At 34.1% G+C, this 21196-nt stretch carries 29 protein-coding genes; 5 read left to right on the top strand and 24 right to left on the bottom strand.

Features of this window, described 5'->3' with window-relative positions; all coding sequences use genetic code 11:
* Positions 1–14 precede the first annotated feature (14 nt).
* The 10 genes from comGB to ACFVR1_RS11355 form a co-directional block, all read right to left on the bottom strand.
* Entirely contained in the window at positions 15–1079 is a 1065-nt protein-coding gene (comGB, locus tag ACFVR1_RS11400; RefSeq protein ID WP_387584107.1) for a competence type IV pilus assembly protein ComGB, read from the bottom strand.
* Positions 1060–2076 carry a competence type IV pilus ATPase ComGA gene (gene comGA / locus ACFVR1_RS11395; protein ID WP_387584106.1) on the bottom strand — a complete coding sequence of 339 codons (1017 nt, stop codon included), beginning with the start codon at positions 2074–2076 and terminating at the stop codon, positions 1060–1062. The genes comGB and comGA overlap by 20 nt, the downstream gene beginning before the upstream one ends.
* A gap of 343 nt (positions 2077–2419) precedes the next feature.
* Positions 2420–2704, bottom strand: coding sequence for a hypothetical protein (locus ACFVR1_RS11390; protein WP_387584104.1), 285 nt, complete (start codon positions 2702–2704; stop codon positions 2420–2422).
* A gap of 165 nt (positions 2705–2869) precedes the next feature.
* Positions 2870–3100 (bottom strand): hypothetical protein, encoded by a 231-nt coding sequence (locus ACFVR1_RS11385; RefSeq protein WP_387584103.1) that lies wholly within the window; start codon positions 3098–3100, stop codon positions 2870–2872.
* A gap of 2 nt (positions 3101–3102) precedes the next feature.
* Positions 3103–3288: a hypothetical protein gene (locus ACFVR1_RS11380; protein ID WP_387584102.1), complete on the bottom strand. Its 186-nt coding sequence runs from the start codon at positions 3286–3288 to the stop codon at positions 3103–3105.
* A gap of 49 nt (positions 3289–3337) precedes the next feature.
* The gene (locus ACFVR1_RS11375; RefSeq protein ID WP_387584101.1) at positions 3338–3475 is read right to left on the bottom strand and encodes a hypothetical protein; all 138 of its coding nucleotides are present in this window, start codon (positions 3473–3475) and stop codon (positions 3338–3340) included.
* A 4-nt stretch (positions 3476–3479) separates the two neighbouring features.
* Positions 3480–3719, bottom strand: coding sequence for a hypothetical protein (locus ACFVR1_RS11370; RefSeq protein WP_387584099.1), 240 nt, complete (start codon positions 3717–3719; stop codon positions 3480–3482).
* On the bottom strand, positions 3701–4012 hold the full coding sequence (locus ACFVR1_RS11365; protein WP_387584319.1) for a terminase small subunit: 312 nt from the start codon (positions 4010–4012) through the stop codon (positions 3701–3703). The genes ACFVR1_RS11370 and ACFVR1_RS11365 overlap by 19 nt, the downstream gene beginning before the upstream one ends.
* A 30-nt stretch (positions 4013–4042) precedes the next feature.
* Positions 4043–4324, bottom strand: coding sequence for a hypothetical protein (locus ACFVR1_RS11360; RefSeq protein ID WP_387584098.1), 282 nt, complete (start codon positions 4322–4324; stop codon positions 4043–4045).
* A 65-nt stretch (positions 4325–4389) separates the two neighbouring features.
* The gene (locus ACFVR1_RS11355) at positions 4390–4608 is read right to left on the bottom strand and encodes a hypothetical protein (protein ID WP_387584097.1); all 219 of its coding nucleotides are present in this window, start codon (positions 4606–4608) and stop codon (positions 4390–4392) included.
* Positions 4609–5239: 631 nt separating this feature from the next.
* Between ACFVR1_RS11355 and ACFVR1_RS11350 the strand changes: the two genes are divergently transcribed.
* The gene (locus ACFVR1_RS11350) at positions 5240–5413 is read left to right on the top strand and encodes a hypothetical protein (RefSeq protein ID WP_387584095.1); all 174 of its coding nucleotides are present in this window, start codon (positions 5240–5242) and stop codon (positions 5411–5413) included.
* A 58-nt stretch (positions 5414–5471) separates the two neighbouring features.
* Here ACFVR1_RS11350 and ACFVR1_RS11345 read toward each other — a convergent pair whose 3' ends face one another.
* Positions 5472–5750: a DUF1064 domain-containing protein gene (locus ACFVR1_RS11345; protein WP_387584318.1), complete on the bottom strand. Its 279-nt coding sequence runs from the start codon at positions 5748–5750 to the stop codon at positions 5472–5474.
* On the bottom strand, positions 5734–5877 hold the full coding sequence (locus ACFVR1_RS11340; RefSeq protein ID WP_387584093.1) for a DUF1064 domain-containing protein: 144 nt from the start codon (positions 5875–5877) through the stop codon (positions 5734–5736). Before ACFVR1_RS11340 ends, ACFVR1_RS11345 begins: the two co-directional genes overlap by 17 nt.
* Positions 5878–6206: 329 nt before the next feature.
* Between ACFVR1_RS11340 and ACFVR1_RS11335 the strand changes: the two genes are divergently transcribed.
* The gene (locus ACFVR1_RS11335) at positions 6207–6449 is read left to right on the top strand and encodes a DUF2626 domain-containing protein (protein WP_053588888.1); all 243 of its coding nucleotides are present in this window, start codon (positions 6207–6209) and stop codon (positions 6447–6449) included.
* A 55-nt stretch (positions 6450–6504) separates the two neighbouring features.
* Here ACFVR1_RS11335 and ACFVR1_RS11330 read toward each other — a convergent pair whose 3' ends face one another.
* Positions 6505–7143, bottom strand: coding sequence for an MBL fold metallo-hydrolase (locus ACFVR1_RS11330; protein WP_387584316.1), 639 nt, complete (start codon positions 7141–7143; stop codon positions 6505–6507).
* A gap of 153 nt (positions 7144–7296) precedes the next feature.
* Here ACFVR1_RS11330 and ACFVR1_RS11325 point away from each other — a divergent pair, with 153 nt between their 5' ends.
* Positions 7297–7476 (top strand): DUF2759 domain-containing protein, encoded by a 180-nt coding sequence (locus tag ACFVR1_RS11325; RefSeq protein WP_387584092.1) that lies wholly within the window; start codon positions 7297–7299, stop codon positions 7474–7476.
* A 46-nt stretch (positions 7477–7522) separates the two neighbouring features.
* Here the strand turns inward: ACFVR1_RS11325 and ACFVR1_RS11320 are convergent, their stop codons facing one another.
* The 5 genes from ACFVR1_RS11320 to rpmG form a co-directional block, all read right to left on the bottom strand.
* Positions 7523–8632, bottom strand: a complete 1110-nt coding sequence (locus ACFVR1_RS11320) for a YqgU-like beta propeller domain-containing protein (protein WP_387584090.1) — start codon at positions 8630–8632, stop codon at positions 7523–7525.
* A 240-nt stretch (positions 8633–8872) separates the two neighbouring features.
* On the bottom strand, positions 8873–10780 hold the full coding sequence (locus ACFVR1_RS11315; RefSeq protein ID WP_387584088.1) for an LTA synthase family protein: 1908 nt from the start codon (positions 10778–10780) through the stop codon (positions 8873–8875).
* Between the two features lie 368 nt (positions 10781–11148).
* Positions 11149–11346, bottom strand: coding sequence for a YqgQ family protein (locus ACFVR1_RS11310; RefSeq protein WP_387584087.1), 198 nt, complete (start codon positions 11344–11346; stop codon positions 11149–11151).
* Positions 11330–11932, bottom strand: a complete 603-nt coding sequence (locus ACFVR1_RS11305) for a 5-formyltetrahydrofolate cyclo-ligase (RefSeq protein ID WP_387584085.1) — start codon at positions 11930–11932, stop codon at positions 11330–11332. The genes ACFVR1_RS11310 and ACFVR1_RS11305 overlap by 17 nt, the downstream gene beginning before the upstream one ends.
* Before the next feature lie 62 nt (positions 11933–11994).
* Positions 11995–12144, bottom strand: coding sequence for a 50S ribosomal protein L33 (gene rpmG, locus ACFVR1_RS11300; protein ID WP_093265860.1), 150 nt, complete (start codon positions 12142–12144; stop codon positions 11995–11997).
* Positions 12145–12320: 176 nt separating this feature from the next.
* On the opposite strand from rpmG, the gene ACFVR1_RS11295 reads away from it, so the two are divergent.
* Both ACFVR1_RS11295 and ACFVR1_RS11290 read left to right on the top strand, forming a co-directional pair.
* Positions 12321–12671: a DUF6115 domain-containing protein gene (locus ACFVR1_RS11295; RefSeq protein WP_387584084.1), complete on the top strand. Its 351-nt coding sequence runs from the start codon at positions 12321–12323 to the stop codon at positions 12669–12671.
* Positions 12672–13145, top strand: a complete 474-nt coding sequence (locus ACFVR1_RS11290; protein WP_387584083.1) for a hypothetical protein — start codon at positions 12672–12674, stop codon at positions 13143–13145.
* Positions 13146–13624: 479 nt separating this feature from the next.
* Here ACFVR1_RS11290 and phoU read toward each other — a convergent pair whose 3' ends face one another.
* The 6 genes from phoU to ACFVR1_RS11260 form a co-directional block, all read right to left on the bottom strand.
* The gene (phoU, locus tag ACFVR1_RS11285; protein WP_387584081.1) at positions 13625–14284 is read right to left on the bottom strand and encodes a phosphate signaling complex protein PhoU; all 660 of its coding nucleotides are present in this window, start codon (positions 14282–14284) and stop codon (positions 13625–13627) included.
* 19 nt (positions 14285–14303) lie between these two features.
* Positions 14304–15104, bottom strand: a complete 801-nt coding sequence (pstB, locus tag ACFVR1_RS11280) for a phosphate ABC transporter ATP-binding protein PstB (RefSeq protein ID WP_387584080.1) — start codon at positions 15102–15104, stop codon at positions 14304–14306.
* Between the two features lie 27 nt (positions 15105–15131).
* Positions 15132–16010, bottom strand: coding sequence for a phosphate ABC transporter permease PstA (gene pstA / locus ACFVR1_RS11275; protein WP_387584079.1), 879 nt, complete (start codon positions 16008–16010; stop codon positions 15132–15134).
* Position 16011: 1 nt separating this feature from the next.
* Complete coding sequence (gene pstC, locus ACFVR1_RS11270; RefSeq protein ID WP_387584077.1) at positions 16012–16959, bottom strand: phosphate ABC transporter permease subunit PstC; 948 nt, start codon at positions 16957–16959, stop codon at positions 16012–16014.
* Between the two features lie 79 nt (positions 16960–17038).
* Positions 17039–18001 (bottom strand): PstS family phosphate ABC transporter substrate-binding protein, encoded by a 963-nt coding sequence (locus ACFVR1_RS11265; protein ID WP_387584075.1) that lies wholly within the window; start codon positions 17999–18001, stop codon positions 17039–17041.
* Between the two features lie 934 nt (positions 18002–18935).
* Positions 18936–21179 (bottom strand): peptidoglycan D,D-transpeptidase FtsI family protein, encoded by a 2244-nt coding sequence (locus ACFVR1_RS11260; RefSeq protein ID WP_387584074.1) that lies wholly within the window; start codon positions 21177–21179, stop codon positions 18936–18938.
* Positions 21180–21196 lie beyond the last annotated feature (17 nt).

Genomic DNA, 21196 nt, shown 5'->3' with positions numbered 1-21196 from the left:
TGTTTTCTCTCCTTTTATACAATATTTATCATTTCGTAGATTGGTAGAAGTATGGCTAAATAAGCACCTATTATAAAAATAGCCAAAATAATAAAAAGTGTAGGTTGTAATATACTTAAGTATTTGGAGATTTTCGATTCAATTCTTTCAGTTAAAAATTCACTGTAAAGGGAAAGTTCTCTTCCGAGATAGCCACTATTTTCTCCATGAGTAACAAACAGATAGAAATCTTCCGTAAAATAATTTAATAGCATGGCTGCTTGAGAGAACGATTCTCCGTGTACTATTTTGCCTTTCATTTGATTAGCGATATATTGGATTGTCATATTTTCTTTTTGAGAAACAAGTGCATCAAATGCTTGTTGGATAGACATCCCACTTTCTATTAGTCCACCCATTTCTCTTGAAAAAACTCTTGTTAAGAATAAATAGTACCAACTATTAAAAATCGGGATTCTGCTATATATATTAAGCCTTGTTTTAATATCCCTTTTACTCATTCCAAAAATAAATGCGAATATTAATACTACAATTGTTGAGATACCAATTAAAAAAAAATTTGGCAATTGGAGTAATACATTCGTCCAGACGATAGTACTTCCGGTATCTATTGAATTTCTAGTACCTAGTAAAGACTCCATATGAGGTAGAAAATATATTCGAAAAACAGTAAACAACAAAAAAATGACACCAAAAAGAAACAATGGATACATTAATAAGGTGTTCATCCTTTTTCTAGCGTTTTCAAAAATAGCTGATTGAACCCCTAAAACTGATACAGTTTCTTGGAGATTCCCATGTTTACCAGCTAGGCTAATAGGTAGAATTAACCGTTTAGGAAAACCAAGCAACTTAAACACTTCTGAAACATCGGAACCGCTTTTATGCACCTCAATCACTCTTTGAATGATTAGTTCCGATTTCTTCACATGAAAGGGTAATAACATTGAGACCGATTCATGAAATGTATATCCTTCTTTTAACAGATCGCTCAATCTTTTCAAAAAAGAGGATTGTACATTTATTGGAATGCTTTCCTCTTTCCGCGCAAAGTAGTACCTAACTTTTTGGAATAACACCTTCTCTGACCCCTCTCTCTATTTGATAAGAAAGTGTTAAAGAATAAGGTATTTGAAAGTCTCTTCCAGTCATCAGTGAATACAATGCTTCTGAAAGAAATTCACCAGAAATAATTTCAAAAATAGCTGATAACTCTGGTTGTTTGGAAAGGGAGACTGTCACAAGTCTTTGTGTAACTATACCAATAACTGATTGTTTCAATTCATCTAAAGAAATACCAAGATCCATCATTCTGTACAATGAGCCTACCGCATCTTTTGCATGAATTGTGGAAACAACAAGATGACCAGTTAAACCCGCTTGGATAGCAGCTTTCGCAGTATCTTCGTCACGAATCTCACCAATCATAATAACATCTGGTGAATGTCGTAAAATTGCTTTCAAACCAGATGCATACGTAACTCCAGAACGCTCATTCACTTGAATTTGCAATAGATGAGACTGACTATTTTCAACCGGATCCTCGAGGGAAATAACATGTCTATTCAAATTTTCAGAACAATATTTTGTAAGAGAATACATCGTAGTAGACTTCCCTGATCCTGTGGGACCAACAAAAAGTATCAATCCTTGTCGATAATTTGCAAGTTCTACTATTTTATCGGAAGCATCATGAAATAAAGATAAGGAATGTAAGAGTTTGGCATTGTCATGTTGTTGGAGACGAATTACTAATGATTCTTTTCCAAAAATGGATGGTAATGTAGATACACGAAATGAAAATTTTTGTGAGTTGAAATTCTGTTGAAATGAACCACTTTGTGGCTTTCTTTTTTCGCTGATATCAAGAGAGGATAAAAACTTGAAGTATGAAATAATACGTTCACCCATGTTCAGGGGAAGCTTCCCTGCTTCAAACATTTGAGAATTTTTCTTAAAATAATATAAATAATTCTCTTCGTTTGGAATCATGTGCAAATCAGAAGCACCAAATCCATGTGCCTTCTTTAATAATTGAAGAGATTTTTGTTCTACAATATTTTCTATTTGTTGCATTCATTTTTCCTTTCTCCAGTTACAAGTTGCGACCGCTTACAGCTTGTACAACACAAGTATACTTGGAAAAGAAAAAGAATGAAAGAGTTTTAATTAAATATTCTATTAATTCACTCGTGAATTGCATTTTAATCCGTTAGATCCTTTAATCAAAGATAAATCTAATCCCAGTTGTTTCATAGCTGGGAAAAGTGTAGCCCCTAAATACAGAATCGCATTGGAAGGGTTATTTTGGTAATACGTTGCAACCGCAACATTCACTTAATGATATGGAAACTTTAAGATTTCTTTTTTATTCGTGTACATTGTTTCTACAAATTTACTCATTCATTTTTTCTTCACATTAAAAATAAGTTTTTCGCGCTGGGTCTAACCCTTCATTACCTTTCGAGCGTTCTTCGGCAAATTGTTTGCCGTAGTCATTGTTACTTAGTGATGGGATAACTCTCCCGATAATTGTTGTCTGTTGACCTTCAGGAACAAACAAAAAATGCTTCGATTCTTTCAGTGTTTTTAATCGCTCATCCAAAACTTTTGTAACCTTGCCTTCTGCATCTAATTCAATTAAGAATTTGTCAATATGGTCGATTGTCATTTCATCATCATGGACTTTTCTTGCGAGTGCCAAACTTTAATGCACTGAAAGTTGATTCTTTTAACTTCTCTTCATACTCGCCTTTTTCAGTATCATACTTTGTTTGAAACCTTTCTCGAATTTGACTTCTGAAAACGCAAGTTCACCACCACCTCTTAGACATAATAAAAAGCACTCAACTTGTTAGGTTAGGTGCCTTTAAAAATACTGCCTTAATTCAATTTCAGATTTTATATATACTGCATTAATATAATAATCATTGTGAACACTTATCTCTGATCCTTGCAATAAATATGTTCGAACTTCGCTTCCATCGACATCAATTAATCTTTCACCTTTCTTGATGTCAGGAATATTCTTTTCCAGTGCCAGACACTGTTTATTATAAATCTTCTCATCGGCTTGATTACAAATAGTATAATCAAACATTATTATTCCTCCAATCCTAATGATTTATCTACACGTTTATTAGTTGTCTTTGAACTTCTAATGATATCTTTGAATGCATTTTCGCCTTGTAATTTGTAAACCTTTTGTTTTTTCTCTAAAAATTCTTCAAAAGTAAGGTTAGGGTTAGATTTATTTAGTCCATTTGCTATCTCTCTATTACGCATCATCAATCTTACTTCGTTTCTATATTGTTTCTTAAAAAATTGGCTTTTTAGTCTATGATTCAATACTGTTTTCAAGGTTCAGCTTTTCAGGAATGGACTTGTCATGCGTTTTGTACCACAATCGAACTTCTGTAACACCAAATTTATCATAAAATCTTGTTTTAGGATTCTTAGGAGTTAGTGTTGTCAATGCCCTACACCTCCGAAGTAGTTGCATTAAAAGCTTCGTTGAAACCATCATCCTCATAATCTTCTGACTCATTAGCGCCAAAAGTTTTATGATGAGCTATTTTGAGTTTCTCTTCTTCTACTTCACGTTGGCACTTGTCTGGAAATGGATATAGTTTATCTAATACTTTCATTTTGTAGGCAAGTTTTATAGATACACCATCTTTACCTTGTTTCACCGCTGTATTTATTGAGCCATCCACCATAGATGATTCTTTGAAGGCGACATAGTTATCTCATGAGTGAGTTCGTTTCCATCTTCATCTTTTATCGGACCAAAATACCTATTAAAAGGGAATTCTTTTCTTCCGAAAGTGGTATACTCCGTTATGTCAGCAAAGGCTATTTTGATATATTTATCTAGCACATCCATAGCATCTATAAATAAACCTTGTCGCATCTCACCTTTAATTCTTCTGATTTCTTCTGCGACCTTAGCGTTTCTTAGCAGACGACTACCTTCTACATGAGCACTATCTTTTGCATATCCAGCCTTAATAGCAGCTTGCGTAGCATTGAATGACTTTAATTAATAAATGCAGAACAGGCTTTGCTTTTCGCTAATACCTAACTTTTCGACTAGCTCATCTAATGAGGGAATTTCTTCTTCTAAGTTAGTTGTATCCTTCTTTGAAATAGTTCCAACCTTTTTCGTTTTAGTTGCATCTTTTTTATGTGCACTTCTTACCCAAGTTTCACGACTTTTACTACTCTTTAATGTAGCGAGCTTTATGTCACATCTGTCTGCAAGAGCTACTAAAGTAATTTTTGTGGTTTCCCACTCTAATTTTATTTTATTCCAGTTAATCATGTCACATCACCTGCCACCCCCGTTTATTATACATAGAAAAAGCACCACCTAAATGATGGCGCAAATCAAGCTAAAAATATTTGTTTATAAGCATAATACATTACTATCAAAGTAGTCATAAGTGAAATAAATTTTGTTAAAGGAGCAGGGACTTTCACTACTCTTAAAATTAAGAAAGTAACGACATATGCGATTACAATTGTGACCCCAAAACTAATAAGTTGTATGCCCATATTATTAAATACCTCTTTTAAAGGACCTAAAATTACATTTTCATTATCCATTTTACACCTCCATCTGACAACATTCGCCAAAGAAGGTGAAAATCCTTCTAATAGAATATAAAAAGACATCCACAAATCGTGAGCGCCTTATATAAATATATGAAGTTTGTATATTACCACACCACCACAAGCGTGCACGTACTCTCTTTGTTTCAATTATTATTATGTTTTCTTATTTTGCAACTTGCTTGTCATGTTGTTGTCATGTTTTCTTCTTATTAAATCATTTGTTTTTTTATCATAGTAATAATTTCATCTTATAGTTCTTTAACTATACTATTATCGTGATTGATCGAATAACTTTCTTGAGTCATTACTTTTAAAAGTACATTTTCAACTTCTTTTATATATTCTACAAATGAGTCCAACTTTACTTTGGCATCTTCTTTTAATAAAAAATTGTATGTTTGAACAGTTTTCCTAAATTCAAAACTTTTTTTGAGTAACTTTTATACGCTTCGATAGCATGAATAGCAAGTAGAGATAAATAATATTATGGATGTGTAAATGCTATTCAGCTCTCTCAAGTGGTAAGGAATTTAATAAAAGCAAACATTTTATTATTTGAATCACTTTTAATTCATGGTTTCTATCCATATAATTAAATTAATTACTGAAGGAGGGACGAAAAATGAACCACAACACTTTGCATCAACGCCAAAAGGAGCATAGTGAGCGCGTTAAAGCATTCCATAGGAATCACGAGATTGAAATACAACTTGGAAAAAATGGGAACAGTTTGTTAGCTAAATGGGAAAGATTTTTTTATAACAATGTCATTTCCCCTCTAAAAAATGCAAAATAATACCTATTAATTGAACTGTCCTCCAGGTGCAGTTCATTTTTTTATTCACAATTTTTGTCTAGGACTTCTGGGAAACCTTTGCCTTTTTCCGTTCACGTCTAGCTTTTTTCAATTTATCGATTTCAATCCATCCAACATCAATTCGTGAGAATGCCAGAATTGATAACTTGTGCGGATATTTCCTTTCAAAGAGTTTTCTTCTAATTGCAAAGTCTGTAGTTTCGAACCCCTTAACATCTACTGTCTCAATTGATCCGTCCAGATGATGAATCTCAAAGTTGTCTACATATAAATTTTTTCGATGTAACTTCTCTTTCTTTTTAAGCTTGCATGCAATTTGATAAATAATATCTCTTATTCGTTTGTTTTAACTTCAGTAGTTCGTAATATCTTGCTTCTGCTTTTGAATCAAAAACATGTCCATCTAGCTCTATCTTTTTGCTTTTGTATTTTGTTTCTCTCATGTTGCCACTCCTTTTATAATGAAAGGTGCACCTGGCCACTCTCAATTTATACTTCCAGCCGAATGATAAGATGATTGTCCAGTGTAAAAATTGCATATAGGAAGTAGAAGTTCTATAATGGTTCTAAATTTAATTGTTGAGTATATCTTCTCCATACAGAGGTCAAACTAACAATTAAATGTTAATCAACAAGTTGATAAAATACACATTTTTGTGACAATGTGTGGCTTAATAACATTAGAAAGATAATATTCGGTTTACATGTATGAACTCTTTCATTTATAATGAATAGGAGAATATTTGTGTCGTTGCAAAAGGAGGGACTACAAATGGGCAATATGTATAAAGTGATGGCTTTCTGGACAGGGATTTTTGCAGTTATGTTTTATTTAGGTGATATGACAGAAGCTTCTTTACTATTTTTAGCAAATACAGGAATTTTCCTTCTTTTAGGCTTCTTAAACCTTTCTGAACGTATGTATATGTACATCTTCGGAGCTTACTTAATGTTCTTCTTCGCTGGTTTTACATACTATACTACGTTTATTCATGTACCAGGCGCAGGACATTAATTTTCACCATAAAAGCAGCTCAATTATTGAGCTGCTTTTTTGTGTATTCATTTTATTAAAACCCATTTATAAATGGATTATTTTCCATCTCATCTTCAGGAGTAGTTGATGCCCCATGTCCAGGGTATACTATAGTTGTTTCCGGTAACGTTAATAACTTGGAATGAATGGATTTTATTAATTCCGCATTATTCCCACCTAGTAAATCTGTTCTTCCTATACTATTTTGAAAAAGTGTATCTCCTACAATAGCAAATGAGTCATCCCCAAAGTAAAAAGTTAAACTGCCTGGTGAATGGCCAGGTGTATGGAGTATTTGGAATGAAAAGTCCCCTATTTCTATTTGAGATTCATTCGTTAAAATAATATCCGCATCCTTGCAAGAAATAGATGGGATTTCCGCATATTTGCTAGAACCATTTTTAGTAGGATCGTTCAGCCACTTTTTCTCAGCCTCATGGATGTATACTGGGATTTTATACTTATCTCGTATCTGATCTAATGCGCCAATGTGATCGAAATGTGCATGTGTTAACAAAATCGCTATCGGCTTTAAATTCAAACGATTTAGTTCATGTATTAATTTATCTCCATCTCCTCCTGGATCAAAAATTAAACATTGTTTAGAAGAATTAGATACAACATAACAATTGGTTTGTATAAAACCTAGTGGATAAGTTCTTACATTTAAAATATTAATCACCTCTCTATTATATTAAACGATTTCCTATTCTTTGTTCAATTATTCGTAACTTTTTTCACTCGACAAAGATGATGAATACAATTACAATAGAAGAGGAATATGCAAAGCGGCATTCATTTTCTGATGTCGAAAGGAGTGTCTTTCATGAACTTATTAATGGTTATTTTTGGACTTGTTACAATTTTAGCTGTAATCGGCACTGTCCAAGCTTTTAAAGAAAAGAATGTGCTAGGAGTTCTTTTTAACTTTGGTACATTTGCTGTTTTTGGCTTCTTTACAGTCATGACAATTGTGAATCAAGGTTTTCCACCAAGCTTACACTAAAATGTAATAGAAAGAGCTGTTGTACAAACTGTACAACAGCTCTTTTCTATTCATCCAAGTGAATCCAAACTTTTTCTTTTAAAGGATTTAATTGAATCCAATTCTCCAACTCATATCCACCTAGGCAAGTTTTACCGTCCGGAGCACATGTAATGGGCTGAGATAAAACTTGCCCCAATTCATGTTCCCCTTCCAATGAGATGGATGAAATAATACTTTTATCACCAGTTTCATCGACGTTTCCACTTTCCAATGCCTTCATTGTAATAATTTGACCGGGCTTCACAACAGAAATCGTAGGTATAACCCATTCAGAATAATTACTGATTGCTGGTGATGTCCATTCGAAAGAGTCTTTGCTTTCATTATTAACTAAATGATATTCATATAGCTTTTTATCTTCGTTAATCTGAATATAAAGCATACTATCTCCTAAATTTTGAACGTCAACCAAGTGTTGTATACCTGTGTCTTTGAGTGTTTTATCGTCCAAAGAATATAGAATTAATTCATTTCCATCTAAACTGCTATCAGTTCCTTTTAAAAGCATTAAGTGCTTATCATCGTACCATTTAACAAAGGGATTTCCAGCTTCTATAGATTGTAAATTTTGAGTAGATCCATCGTAGATGAATGTATTATATGACCAATCCTCATAAAAGGTTGTAAAAACAATTAAATCAGGATTCGTAGGATGCCAATCCATATATATTTCAGCGGATTCAAATGTTAGGCTTTGTACTAAGTATCCATTCTTATGTATGATTTGAACTTCTGCTGATGAAGAATTGTTAGAAGTATGTAATAAAATAAGTTCTTTATTTGGATGTATAAATCCTTCAATTATCGGTATAGCAGATGTATAGATAGTTTTCCATGATTCATTTGAAATAGAGTAAGATTGAACAGTCCACTTTCCTTTTTCCAGAAGGATAAAAAGGATTTCGTCATTTGATAGCCATCCTATAACACTATGAAAAGTAGAGGAAGTTAATATTATCGACGGAATCTCTTTGGGAGAATTCGAATCAGGTGCTGTGACCAAAGTAGAATCAGTAGTTTTCACCGTCTCTTCAGGATCATTATCTGAACTTTTACTTTCTGAACAGCCTTGAAGAAGCAATATTAACAAAATGAGTGTTCCAATTTTCTTCAATAGACTCCCCCCTTCAACTAATGTATTAGACGTGTGAAAACTTAAATTGTTTCATAGTAAATGTCTGTGGACTCACTTTGCTCAAAATTGTCGTAAATCGAATGTATGAGTGCTAAATAATTCTACTACAATTAAGCTAGTAGTAGGAGCTTTTTTGATTTCATTTTTAAAAATGACTGTAGGCAAACTCGTTATATAGAGTTTGCCTACAGCCTGAGCACAGATTAGTCTGTGTTTTTATTATTTTTTATTCTCTTTTTCAGCTTGATCGAGAAGGAGATTTCCTGTTTTCAGATCATAGAAACGGAGTAAATCTCCATTAATAATTTGATCAGAATAACCTAGTTCTTGTGTAGTACGATCGATATAAGGTTGACATTTTTCAATATCAACTTCAGTACCAGTAGAATTATCGTAACAAGCATTACCTGCATAAACTAATTTATCCGTCACGAAACCACCATTTCGGAAAATAGCAAAGTCTTCATGATCTTTAGAAAATAGATCCGCTCCTAACTGCATGTCTTTCGCAGTGTCTACACCTAACAAATGTAATATTGTAGGTCTTATATCAATTTGTCCAGCAGTTTCTGTCATTTCTTTCCCAACACCACTATGTGGAATATGGATAAAGAAAGGAACACGTTGAAGTTTAGCTGATTCATAAGGTGTAATTTCTTTGCCTAAGTACTGAGACATTGCAGCATTATGATTTTCGGAAATTCCATAATGATCGCCGTACATAACGATAATTGAATTATCGTACAAGCCTTTTGCTTTTAAATCATCAAAGAACGATTTTAAAGCCTCATCCATATAACGGACAGTCTGAAAATATTTATTTAGAGTCTTTGAATTAGAATCGTAAGGAGGAATAAATTGATCTTCCTCATCTAAATCAAATGGATAATGATTTGTTAAAGTAATCATACGAGAATAAAATGGTTGTGGCATATCAGCCATTAAATCAACCGATTGACTGAAGAAAGGTATATCTTTCATTCCCCATCCAACAGAATTATCTTCTGTAACATCATAACTATTTACATCAAAAAATTTCTGAACAGAAAGAGCCTGATACATCATATCTCTATTCCAAAAACTTTTGTTGTTTGGATGCATTACATTCGTGAAATAACCTTTTTCATTTAAACTTTCTGCCATTGAGTGAAACTTGTTCCCACTATGAGTAAAGAAAACTGCTCCACCACCTAAAGGAAAAAGGGAATTTTCAACTAGAAATTCCGCATCAGAGGTCTTCCCTAAACCTGTTTCATGGTAAAAATTAGAAAAGTAAAAAGTATCTTTGTCTTTCGTTAACGAATTCAAAAACGGAGTAATTTCGTGACCATTCATATCGTTATTAATAACAAAGTTCTGTAAAGATTCCATAGAAACGACTATTAAGTTACGTCCATCAGCTAGACCAAACATTTTCGCATTAGGTTCAGCTTGATTTGAACGAACATAGTTATTTACTTCTACTAGCTCACTACCATCAGCAAGTGCTCGTTGAGCATGCGACTTCGACTGAATATATAAATCGTATAAATGATAGTTGTAAGGTCCAAGGTTTTTCACTAACATTTCTCTATCAAAGCTTCTTGTAAGAAGTTGTGGTCTTTCAATTTCAGATAAACCTAGATTTAAAAACAATACTGCCGCAGCTAAAACAAAATACGCTCTTCTAATAGCTGGTTTAACAATCGAAATCTTTTGACCTATCTTTAACCATTTTAAAGCAACAATAATAATTGCTACATCAGTAAAATAGAAAATATCAGTTAAATTAATACTAGATTTAGCGGATGTTCCTAAATCACTAAAGTTATTTGTTTGGAATAATACTGGAATTGTAATAAAGTCCGTAAAAAATCGATAAAAAACAACATTGACATATAACACTATCGATAGAATGATACTTGTAATAACAATGTATCTATTTCTAGCTTTTGAGCTTTTAAAAAACAGTGACAGCCCATAAATAAACAAAAGAAAACTTAGCGGATTTATTAATAATATAAATTGTTGCATCATATTTTCTATTTTCAAATCAAAGCTAGTGTGATAAACCACATAGGTTTTAATCCAAGTAACCACAATAGCAATAACAAGAATTGAATGTGTCGGCCAGTTTTTCTTTATCATGCCTACATCCCCCCCTTTTTACACTCTTTATAATATGAGTAAAAGTAACAGAGTATATCTTAATCCTTTCTATTAAATAAATCAACAGAAAGGAAAGGGTAATCTGTTAAAATTTTTCATATCTTAAATTCTCATACCCATTAATAGACGGTTATAAACCTCAAAAGTTTCAAATATTTTTTAAAACTGGAGATTTTCGTTAAAGGCGGACGCTTTCAACCTGAACAGCCAGTGGTACTTCCGGAGGTGTAGCAACACGAGGTGCATTCCTAACCTTAGTTCCTTTATTCGCTCCCTCTTCCCACTGGATTAGCAGCCTAACATAGCCTTTAAAAGAGAAAAGCAACAGATAGAAATGAATCCGTCGCTCATTTTTTTTTATAGTTATTTTGTTCTTTCCTTAATACTAGTATCGCTATTTGAAAGTCATTTGCTTCGATCAATTGCATCTTATACAATTCTTTTATTTCATCCTCCATCATTTCTAAGTCAGCTAAACGATCTTTCGTGTATATATATATTCCAAAACGTTTTAAAAGTTGCATTATATCATAAACTGTTTTCATCTAATTTTACCTCTTTACGATGTAATTCACACGAAATGGTTTTTATATTGGTGATAATTTTGTCTACTGGGATGTCGTAGTTTTCTCTCTCCACTAAACTACATACTTGAAAATCAAATGCTAAGGAAATTGTATGACCAGTAAATTCAGATAAATAACGATCATAATATCCTCCTCCATAACCAATTCGAAAACCTGATAAATCGTAAACAATACCTGGTACTATAAGCAAGTCAATATCGTTTGAGGACACTGCTGTAGTTACAAGTGGATTTGGCTCTTGTAAATGCATATAAACAGTTTCAAGCTGATCAAAGCTTTCAATTTTATAAAATGTCATTGTCCGATCCTTTGGAACGCATTTTGGCACTACAACTGTTTTACCCATCCCCCATAGTTTTTTAATGATATTTTCCGTTTCAACTTCTGGGAAGTCAGAAATAGTAATACCAATTATGGATGCTCGTAAAACATTTTCATCCGCAAGAAAGCGCCGTTCGATTTCACTTGAATACATCTGATATAAAGACTTATCTAAGGTACTGAGTTGCTTTTTCATTTCATCTCTTTGTTCTTTTTTGGGCATACATTTCCCTCCAAAAATTAATAGAAAAAAACCAAAACCGAAATTGGTTTTGGTTTAAGTTATTATTTAGTTTCTCTATGAAGAGTCGATTTCTTTTCACGTGAGCAATATTTTTTAAGTTCAAGACGTTCTGGATTGTTACGCTTGTTTTTCTTAGAAATATAGTTGCGCTCTCCGCAATCTGTACAAGCTAATGTAATATTAACGCGCATGGTTGTCCCTCCCACTCTTTTACAGGATGAAATATAAAATCTGAGCATGATTTATACGACTAATCCATTATAGCATATAAAGAAATAAAATCCACAGTTTAAGGAAAGAATTTATTCAAAGTTTTTTGGAATATGTTAGTATAATAAGAGGAAGATATTAATCAGAGGTGAATATTATGGACTACTCAATCATTATTATGGTTATTGGTATTATATTGATCATTGTTTCATTTTTCGTAAAAGATTCTGTCAAAAAAATGGAGACAGAAATGGAAGATCTCTCTTTTACATTATATCAAGAAACAAGTGCTTTAAAGAGAAGGCTAAAAATTGTAGAAGAAGAATTATTAATAGAAACCACCAAAATTACTCCACCAGCAAAACAAAAAACAAAACCGGTCATTCATGAAATAATTAAAAGCCAAGTATTAGAATTACATAAACAAGGTTACTCTTTGCTAGAAATAAGCAAACGATCGTCATTAACTATTGATGAAGTGAAATCCGTCATAGGCGGTGGAAAATAAATGAAGAGAAGCTCTATCCTCTCATTGGGAATTGGATTATTTCTTGCTGGTGCTGTATTCCAAATTCAACATATATCCAAATCAGATGAAAATGCTCCTTCGCAAGCTATAAATGAGGAAGCATATGAAAAGTCCCAAGCCGAATTAAAAATTGTTAAACAACAGCTTGCTCAACTTCAATTAGATTTAGATAACGCAAAAAAGGAACAGATGACAGAAGTCAGCGGTAAAATTGAAGAAAAAGAATCGCCCGCACAAAAAAGCACTACCAGTTCTATTTTAATAGTTCAATCCGGCATGAATTCTAAAGATATCAGTTCCGCATTAGAAAGCACAGGCATCATTCAGAAAAAACAAGATTTTGAAGACTATCTAGATGCTCAGAATTTGACTGGACTTATTCAGATAGGGGAATATGAATTGGATTCTTCTATGACTATGAAACAAATTGCTGAAAAAATAACGAAAAAATAAGAAAAAGACCAGTGTCCTTTAAGTGCACCTGGTCTTTATAATTTACAGATTGCTCTGAACGAAACATTGGCTACAATATTAACGAAGACTTTTATGAAGGATCTGGAAGTGACTGAGTTACTTCCAGATCCTCTTTTTTCGGTAATCTTGTGGTGGACGTTTGTCCGTAGCTCGCTTGAAATAGGTAGAGACATGGTGCAATAGGTTTGGTTATTCGAGATTAGATACTTTCCTATTCTTTTAAAAGTGGACGAAGATGCAATTTCGTCCACTCAGCGCTTCTTGACCAATGGATACTATCTATTTGTACAGGAGCATATCTTTTCTGCGAAGAGTAACCGCAAGGGAAGCGGCTTGATTCTTGCACGCTCTTGCAAGCTTCCGCCTACAGCGGAAATTAACCTATTCAGGGCATAAAAAATTTAAATAATTTCTGTAAAAAAACCACCTCAAATGAATATTTGAAGTGGGCTTTTCCATTAGTTATTTAATTCATAATGCTTTCCTTTAAGTAAATATAAGACTCTCTCGGCCATATTGGTAGCATGATCCGCCGATCTTTCCAAATAACGACATACAAATGACAATTGAGTAATTTGACTAAGTTGTGCAGGTTGTTCTACTCCTACTGATAGAAGTGTTTTAATAGCATGCCCATACATTGCATCAATCTCATCATCTAGTTTTGCAATTTTCTTTGCTTCCTCGATATCTTCTTTCATAAATGCATCTAAAATTTGTTTCAACATCGCAATTGTTTTGATACGCATTTCATCTAATAAATGAATCGGCGCAATATGCTCATCTTTCCCAATCCTGATTGTTTCTTTTGCAATATTTACTGCATAATCACCAATTCGTTCCATATCTGCAGCTGCTTTTATCAGCACCATTAATCTTCTTAAATCAGTAGCTACAGGTTGTTGTTTAGCAATAAGTAAAATAACTCGGTCATTAATTTCTTCTTCCATGCGGTTAATATGAAGATCATTATTAATAACTGTAAGGGCACCTTCAATATCGTTTGCTAATAAATAATCCATGGAATCATTAAGCGTATTAATTGCCATATTACTTAATTCGAGCATTAAGTTCTGTACTTGATGCAATTCCGCATTGAACTTCTCTCTACCTACCATTTTTCATTAACTCCCTTCCTCATCCGAAACGTCCTGAAATATAGTCTTCTGTGCGTTTATCTCTAGGTGTAGAAAAAATGGTATCCGTATGATCAAACTCGACCACTTCTCCATTTAAGAAAAAGGCTGTTTTATCCGAAATACGAGCAGCTTGTTGCATATTATGTGTAACAATTATGATGGAGTAATCCGTTTTTAGTTCTTGAATTAGTTCTTCTACTTTTAACGTAGAAATTGGGTCAAGTGCTGATGTAGGTTCATCCATTAAAATTACATCAGGTTCTATCGCTAAACAGCGAGCGATGCAAATACGTTGTTGTTGACCACCAGATAGGCTATAAGCATTCGTTGATAAACGATCCTTTACTTCATCCCAAATTGCTGCTCCACGTAAACTTTTTTCTACGATTTCATCTAGTATTTTCTTGTTTTTTATACCGTGAATTCTTGGTCCATATGCAATATTATCGTAGATTGACTTTGGAAATGGATTTGGCTTTTGGAAAACCATCCCCACTTTTGTACGTAATTCTTCTACTCCATAGTCCGAATCAAAAATATTGCGGTCACGATATAAAATTTCCCCGGATGTTTTAACAGTAGGTACTAATTCGACCATTCGATTTAATGTTTTAATATAGGTAGATTTACCACATCCAGATGGACCAATAATTGCTGTTACTTCGTTTTCTTTAATTTGAAGATCTATGTTTTTTAACGCATGGTGATTGCCATACCATAAATTTAGTTGTTGTGTATTATATACAATATTTGATGTTTCTTGGTTTGTTAATGAAGCTTTTTCGATAACCTGTACCATCAATATTCCTCCTATTTACAATTTAGTTTAGTACCTTTTTTGAAATTTATTTCGAATAAAAATGGCTATTGAATTCATGATTAATAAGAACATCATTAATACAAGAATTCCTGCAGCAGCTACATGTTGGAATTCTGCTTGCGGTCTTTTCGCCCAATCATAAATTTGCATTGGTAGTGCCGTAAACTGGCTTAGTAAATTCTCCGGTAGAAACTGAATAATAACAGGTACACCAATCACTACTAAAGGAGCTGTTTCTCCAACTGCTCGGGAAAGAGCCAAAATTGCTCCCGTTAGAATACCAGGAATAGCAGAAGGCAAAACAACTCTAATTATCGTTTGCCATTTTGTAGCTCCCATTCCGTATGAAGCTTCTCTAACATCATTAGGCACTGAACGGATTGCTTCTTGAGCACCAACGATTATAACTGGAAGTATTAACAAACTCATTGTAAATCCAGCAGCAAGAATGCTATTCCCTAGTGATAAAGTACGAACAAAAATAGTCAAACCAAGTAATCCAAATACAACAGAAGGTACACCAGCAAGGTTCGAAATATTCATCCGAATAAAATCATTCAATTTGTTTTTCTTTGCATATTCTTCTAAATATATAGCTGTACCTACCCCTAATATTAAGGAAACAGGGGCAACAACGCACATTAACCAGATAGAACCAACTAAAGCCGCCTTTATCCCAGCTTTAGCAGGAAAACGAGAACCAAAGTTTTGAAAAAACTCAGGTGTTAAATAGCCAACTCCTTGCGTAGTAATTCTATAAAATAGAATCGCAAGTATGACTAATGCAAATAAAGTTGCAAAGAAAAATATTGTTTTAAATATACGATTAGTAATAAGTCGTTTGTTCATTCTATTAACAACTGATTCATGATTAACATATTTCATATTAATATTCCTCCCGATATTTTTTTGAAATAACGTGAGCAATATAGTTCATTAAAAGTGTAAATAGGAACAAAGTAAAACCTACAGAGTATATTGAGTAGTAAATTGTTGTTCCATAGCCAGCATCCCCTGACGATACTTGAACGATATATGCTGTCATTGTTTGTATAGAATCCGTCACATTAAAATCAAATTTTGGAGTAGAACCTCCAGCTAATGAAACAATCATTGTTTCCCCAATTGCACGAGATACCGCAAGCACAATGGATGCAATTATTCCTGACAAAGCAGCAGGTAACACTACTTTTAAAGCAACCTCTAATTTGGTTGACCCCATTGCAAGAGCTCCTTCACGAATGGACCTAGGAACGGATGACATTGCGTCTTCTGATAAAGATGCAATCATAGGTAAAATCATTATGCCTACAACAATACCTGGGCTTAATGCATTGAAGATTTTTAGTCCAGGAATTAATTGTTGTAGTAACGGTGTTACGAAAGTTAAAGCAAAGAATCCATACACGATCGTTGGAATACCTGCTAAAACTTCTAAAATTGGTTTAATAATTCTTCTTGTATTATCACTTGCATATTCACTTAAAAATACTGCAGAAGCAATTCCAAATGGAACAGCAACGATAATAGCAATTAAGGTTACTTTTAAAGTACCTGCTATTAATGGTAGAATTCCAAATTGTTGTTGTGTGTTAGCAAATGGAAACCATTCTGTCCCAAAAAGAAAATCAGTAATTCGAACTTTTGAGAAGAAAATCCCTGTCTCCACAATTAGTGTAAAAACAATTCCAAATGTCGTCAAAACGGACACAGATGCAATAAGTAAAAGAATGACCGGAATCATCTTTTCAATTATTTTTTTTTGTTTCTTACCGCTTGATTTTGCAATTAGCTCTTGAACTGATGATTGACCAGTCAACTTCTTCTGAGCCATGGTGAATCCCCCTTTTACCAAACGAAAGAAAAGAGTAGCAAACTTGCTACTCATCTCTTTACTTTTTTAGATTTACCAATTATTTTAAAGCTTCTAAATCAGCTAATCCTTTTGTATAATCAGCTTCTGGAAGTTTTACGTATCCAACTGCTTCAGACATTTCACCGGCATTTTCAAGTGTGTACTTCATGAAATCATAAGCTGCTGCATTGTCTTTAATTGCGCTATTTTTTGCATAAACAAATAGTGGGCGAGATAGTGGTGCATATTCACCAGATTCAATTGTTGCGTTTGAAGGTTCAACCCCACCAACTTTTACTACTTTTAGATTGTCTTTGTTAGCTAAATAGTAAGCATATCCGAAGTAACCAATAGCATTTTTATCACCTTGAACACCTTGTACTAATACGTTATCGTCTTCAGAAAGTGTCGCTGCCTTTACCAAATCAGCTTTTTTAAGTACTACTTCATCGAAGTAATCATATGTTCCTGAATCTGTTCCTGGTGAGTAAAATACGATTTCTTCGTTTGGCCATTTTGGATTAATATCAGACCATTTTTTCTTTGTGCCGTCTTCAGTCCACATTTTTTGTAGGTCTTCCATTGTTAAAGAGTCAACCCAGTCATTATCTTTATTTACAACTAATGAAATACCATCATAAGCAATTTTAAATTCCGTGAAGTCGATACCTGCCGCTGCAAGTTTTTCTTTTTCTTCATCTTTAACCGGGCGTGATGCATTCGAGAAGTCTGTTGATCCAGCGATGAATTTTTCGAATCCTCCACCTGTACCTGATACTCCAACTGTAACTTGAACTTTATTTTGTACTCCTGCATATTCTTCAACAATTGCTTCCATAATAGGTGCTACTGTACTTGATCCATCTCCAGCAACTTTACCTTCTATAGGAACTACTTTATCTGTTGATTGTTCTTCCGTTAAAGGTTTTTCAGTAGTTGTGTTTGAATCATTTCCACATGCTCCAAGCGCCAACGCTGATCCTACCATTGTTGTCATTAATAAGTACTTCCAGTTCTTCATCAGGTAAATCCCCCTAAAGTTTGTTTTCTATTTGTCTTACATGCTTTACTATAAGGGGTATTTGTTGAGTCGATATGAACGTATTGTAAAGGTTTTGTAAATCGAATAGTTTGTTAATAGAAAAAAAGAAAAACACCCGGTCCTTTTAAGAAGACTAGCATATGAATGTCGGTGCTTTTCGCGGGCATCGCTACAATTTCCTAGGCCAACTGGATGTTGGTCATGAAGGCGTTTCCTACGCTCCTATCAACTAGTATGTATGGGATGATTTATAATTGATTAGTAAGATAGATTACATGATCACTATGTTTACTTAACTAATTCTATCCTCTTAGCGATAGTTGGGCTAAATCTTCTTGTTAGGTACTAATCACTTAATGGATTGTAGTGAAAGATGGCGGCTCCAGTCGGAGGCCAACAGGATGTTGGTCACGAAGGCGTTGCCACACGATGTGGCGCTCTTAGCCTTTGTTCCTCTGTGAGACAGACGAGCCATCACAACGAACGCGTAGCAGCGCCCCTGCGGAACGCGTCCACCTGAAATGGAAATCCTCGGTATTATTTAATTCTTTAAAGTACTATCAATATTAGTAACTACGTTTACTTTGACTAAATTCTATCCTCATAGCTATAGCAGGGCTAAATCTTCTTGCTAGGTATTAATCACTTAATGGATTGTAGTGAAAGGTGGCGACTCCAGTCGGAGTCCAACAGGATGTTGGTCACGAAGGCGTTGCCACACGATGTGGCGCTCTTAGACTTTGTTCCTCTGTGAGACAGATCAGCGATCACAACGAACGCGTCCACCTGAAACGGAAATCCGAACTGTGAAGTAAAAATGCCATGAATACTGGATTTCTAGCAGCCAATTTCAATTTAATTTCAAATCTTATACAAAAAAACTGACCACCCTAAAGGATGGTCAGTTAAATTATTATTTCGTTTGTGTGTCTTCTTCATCTATTTTATCGTTTGTAAAAGCAGGTTTAATAGTAGGAGTCGTTGTAGATTCATTTTCTTTTTTTACTTCATTTTTTTTCTGAATATCAAAATACTTATCTACTAGTTCACGTGCAATAGGTGTGGCAAAACTAGACTTGTAGTTAGATTCAAGCGAAGCCCAAGGAATAACTAGTGCATATGATATCTCAGGGTTATCAAATGGCGCAAAACCAATATGTGTTAAATTAACAGTTCTAAAACTTCTACCTTGCGCGGCATCAAAAAAGAAAGATTGTGCAGTTCCTGTTTTCCCAGCTCCATTAAATTGAGAGTTTCCAAACGCAGAGTGCGCAGAACCTTTACTTCCGTAATACACTAATTGCATAGCTGAACGAATATGATCAATTTCCGCCTTTGAATTATCAATAGTATTTAATATATTCGGAGTAAACTCTTTTAAAACACTACCAAGTTGTTCACCATCAGTTGATGGTTCTCGTATTTCCTTTACTACATGTGGCTGAATACGATTTCCACCATTTGCAAGAGTGGCAGCATATTGAGCAAGCTGTAATGGAGTGTACGTATCATATTGACCAATTGCAAGGTCAAGTAATTTCCCCATCTCGAGTCCACCCTCTACCCCAGCAACCTCGCCCGGTAAATCAATCCCTGTTCGAACGCCTAAGCCAAGTTGAGCATATCCATTTCTCATCTTTTGAAAGGCTTCTGGACCAAAACTTATTCCTTGATTTGGTTGATAAGTCCGACCAGCAATACTATATGCAGTTTTAAACATATATACATTGGAAGAACGTTCAATTGCTTCTGAATCACTAAGTTGAATTCGACCAGACCTATTAAATACCGAACTCTTCGGAGCTGAACCTTTTATACGGATAGGTTCATCTATCTTCTTTTCCCCAATAGTCAAAGCATTTTCTCGATATCCGGTTAATAATGTTCCTGGTTTAACAGTTGATCCCACTTCATAGGATGTTGTAAACGAACCGAATGCATAATCCCGAACCTTTAGCTTGCCTGTCTCAGGATCATTCACGACTTGCTTGCCAACTAATGATAGAACTTCACCAGTATGAGGATTCATCATAATAAAAAATGCTCTATCAAGATACTTTGTTCCTGGAATTTGTTTCAATCTCAAAAGTTCTTTTTCTAAAATTTCTTCTTGGGCAATCTGTACTTCACTATCCATTGTTAATACTAAGTCTTCTCCCGGTTTACCTTCATCAATTGTTTGAGTATCTATTACTCTCCCTTTTCCATCTGTAATATTCTTAACGATACTTTTTTGTCCTTGGAGCACGTCTTCGTACTGTTGTTCAATATAACTTTTTCCGACACGGTCATTTCTAGAATAACCTCTTGATAAGAAATAATCGAGCCGCTCTTTTGGTATACCTTCTTTTGGTAAAGTAGCAGTTCCTAATATCGCAAGCGGAGATGTGTATACTCTTCGCCAATCGGTAGTTGTATTAACACCTTTTAAATCTTCATCACCCAGTCTTTCAGAAACACGCGCAAATTCTTCCACTGAAACTTCTTCCGAAATCTCACCAGGTTTAAGTTTCTTATTAGAAACTTCTCCCCCTTTAATAATTTGAGGTGATAATGCATATCCCGCAACCATTTCACGGTAGATTGCAATAACTTCCATTTCTTCTGGTGTAAATGATTGTAATTGGGCTTCTGGAATTCTACTTCGTGTTAATCGGTTAATTTCGATATTTTTTTCTTTTGCCGATAAATTTTCATCTGATTCAATTTTTTTACGTTCCTCATCAGACACCAGCATTAATGCTTCTTCCTTGTTTTTCCTTAGCCAAAAATCTTGTAAGTCACTTTTAGTAATTGAAGATATATTTTTATCAATTAGTAAACTCAGTTTTTCAGCTGTTTTATACATCTCTTCTGATTTAGTTGTTTGCATTTTAGTATATGTAATAGCGCGTTGTGGCTCATTATCTACTAGAATTCGTCCTTCACTATCAAAAATACGCCCTCTCGGTACACTTGTATTAACAGAAACTTCCTCTGTCCGTTCTAGATTTCTTTTATAGTCTTCCCCTTTTACAATTTGTAAGTAACCTAAACGTAAGATTAATAATGTAAACAACAGGAATATAGAAAAGAAAAGTATATTCATGCGAAAGGTAATATTAGCTCTTTGTTTGGCTTTTACACTTTGTGCACGTTTATTTGGAGTTTTTCTCATGGGGATCACCTACTTCT

This window comes from Psychrobacillus sp. NPDC058041 (genome assembly GCF_042885655.1).
In the GTDB taxonomy this organism is placed as follows: Bacteria; Bacillota; Bacilli; order Bacillales_A; family Planococcaceae; genus Psychrobacillus.
Note: the sequence above shows the minus strand (reverse complement) of the source record. Positions and strands in the feature narration are given on the sequence as shown.

What these genes read in the sequence shown, in the direction of transcription:
- comGA (WP_387584106.1), bottom strand. Translation starts at nt 2,076, where the DNA reads ATGCAACAAATAGAAAATATTGTAGAACAAAAATCTCTTCAATTATTA.
- ACFVR1_RS11385 (WP_387584103.1), bottom strand. Translation starts at nt 3,100, where the DNA reads ATGTTTGATTATACTATTTGTAATCAAGCCGATGAGAAGATTTATAAT.
- ACFVR1_RS11380 (WP_387584102.1), bottom strand. Translation starts at nt 3,288, where the DNA reads ATGATGCGTAATAGAGAGATAGCAAATGGACTAAATAAATCTAACCCT.
- ACFVR1_RS11370 (WP_387584099.1), bottom strand. Translation starts at nt 3,719, where the DNA reads ATGGTGGATGGCTCAATAAATACAGCGGTGAAACAAGGTAAAGATGGT.
- ACFVR1_RS11360 (WP_387584098.1), bottom strand. Translation starts at nt 4,324, where the DNA reads ATGATTAACTGGAATAAAATAAAATTAGAGTGGGAAACCACAAAAATT.
- ACFVR1_RS11355 (WP_387584097.1), bottom strand. Translation starts at nt 4,608, where the DNA reads ATGGATAATGAAAATGTAATTTTAGGTCCTTTAAAAGAGGTATTTAAT.
- ACFVR1_RS11350 (WP_387584095.1), top strand. Translation starts at nt 5,240, where the DNA reads ATGAACCACAACACTTTGCATCAACGCCAAAAGGAGCATAGTGAGCGC.
- ACFVR1_RS11340 (WP_387584093.1), bottom strand. Translation starts at nt 5,877, where the DNA reads ATGAGAGAAACAAAATACAAAAGCAAAAAGATAGAGCTAGATGGACAT.
- ACFVR1_RS11335 (WP_053588888.1), top strand. Translation starts at nt 6,207, where the DNA reads ATGGGCAATATGTATAAAGTGATGGCTTTCTGGACAGGGATTTTTGCA.
- ACFVR1_RS11325 (WP_387584092.1), top strand. Translation starts at nt 7,297, where the DNA reads ATGAACTTATTAATGGTTATTTTTGGACTTGTTACAATTTTAGCTGTA.
- ACFVR1_RS11315 (WP_387584088.1), bottom strand. Translation starts at nt 10,780, where the DNA reads ATGATAAAGAAAAACTGGCCGACACATTCAATTCTTGTTATTGCTATT.
- ACFVR1_RS11310 (WP_387584087.1), bottom strand. Translation starts at nt 11,346, where the DNA reads ATGAAAACAGTTTATGATATAATGCAACTTTTAAAACGTTTTGGAATA.
- ACFVR1_RS11305 (WP_387584085.1), bottom strand. Translation starts at nt 11,932, where the DNA reads ATGCCCAAAAAAGAACAAAGAGATGAAATGAAAAAGCAACTCAGTACC.
- rpmG (WP_093265860.1), bottom strand. Translation starts at nt 12,144, where the DNA reads ATGCGCGTTAATATTACATTAGCTTGTACAGATTGCGGAGAGCGCAAC.
- ACFVR1_RS11295 (WP_387584084.1), top strand. Translation starts at nt 12,321, where the DNA reads ATGGACTACTCAATCATTATTATGGTTATTGGTATTATATTGATCATT.
- ACFVR1_RS11290 (WP_387584083.1), top strand. Translation starts at nt 12,672, where the DNA reads ATGAAGAGAAGCTCTATCCTCTCATTGGGAATTGGATTATTTCTTGCT.
- phoU (WP_387584081.1), bottom strand. Translation starts at nt 14,284, where the DNA reads ATGGTAGGTAGAGAGAAGTTCAATGCGGAATTGCATCAAGTACAGAAC.
- pstB (WP_387584080.1), bottom strand. Translation starts at nt 15,104, where the DNA reads ATGGTACAGGTTATCGAAAAAGCTTCATTAACAAACCAAGAAACATCA.
- pstA (WP_387584079.1), bottom strand. Translation starts at nt 16,010, where the DNA reads ATGAAATATGTTAATCATGAATCAGTTGTTAATAGAATGAACAAACGA.
- pstC (WP_387584077.1), bottom strand. Translation starts at nt 16,959, where the DNA reads ATGGCTCAGAAGAAGTTGACTGGTCAATCATCAGTTCAAGAGCTAATT.
- ACFVR1_RS11265 (WP_387584075.1), bottom strand. Translation starts at nt 18,001, where the DNA reads ATGAAGAACTGGAAGTACTTATTAATGACAACAATGGTAGGATCAGCG.
- ACFVR1_RS11260 (WP_387584074.1), bottom strand. Translation starts at nt 21,179, where the DNA reads ATGAGAAAAACTCCAAATAAACGTGCACAAAGTGTAAAAGCCAAACAA.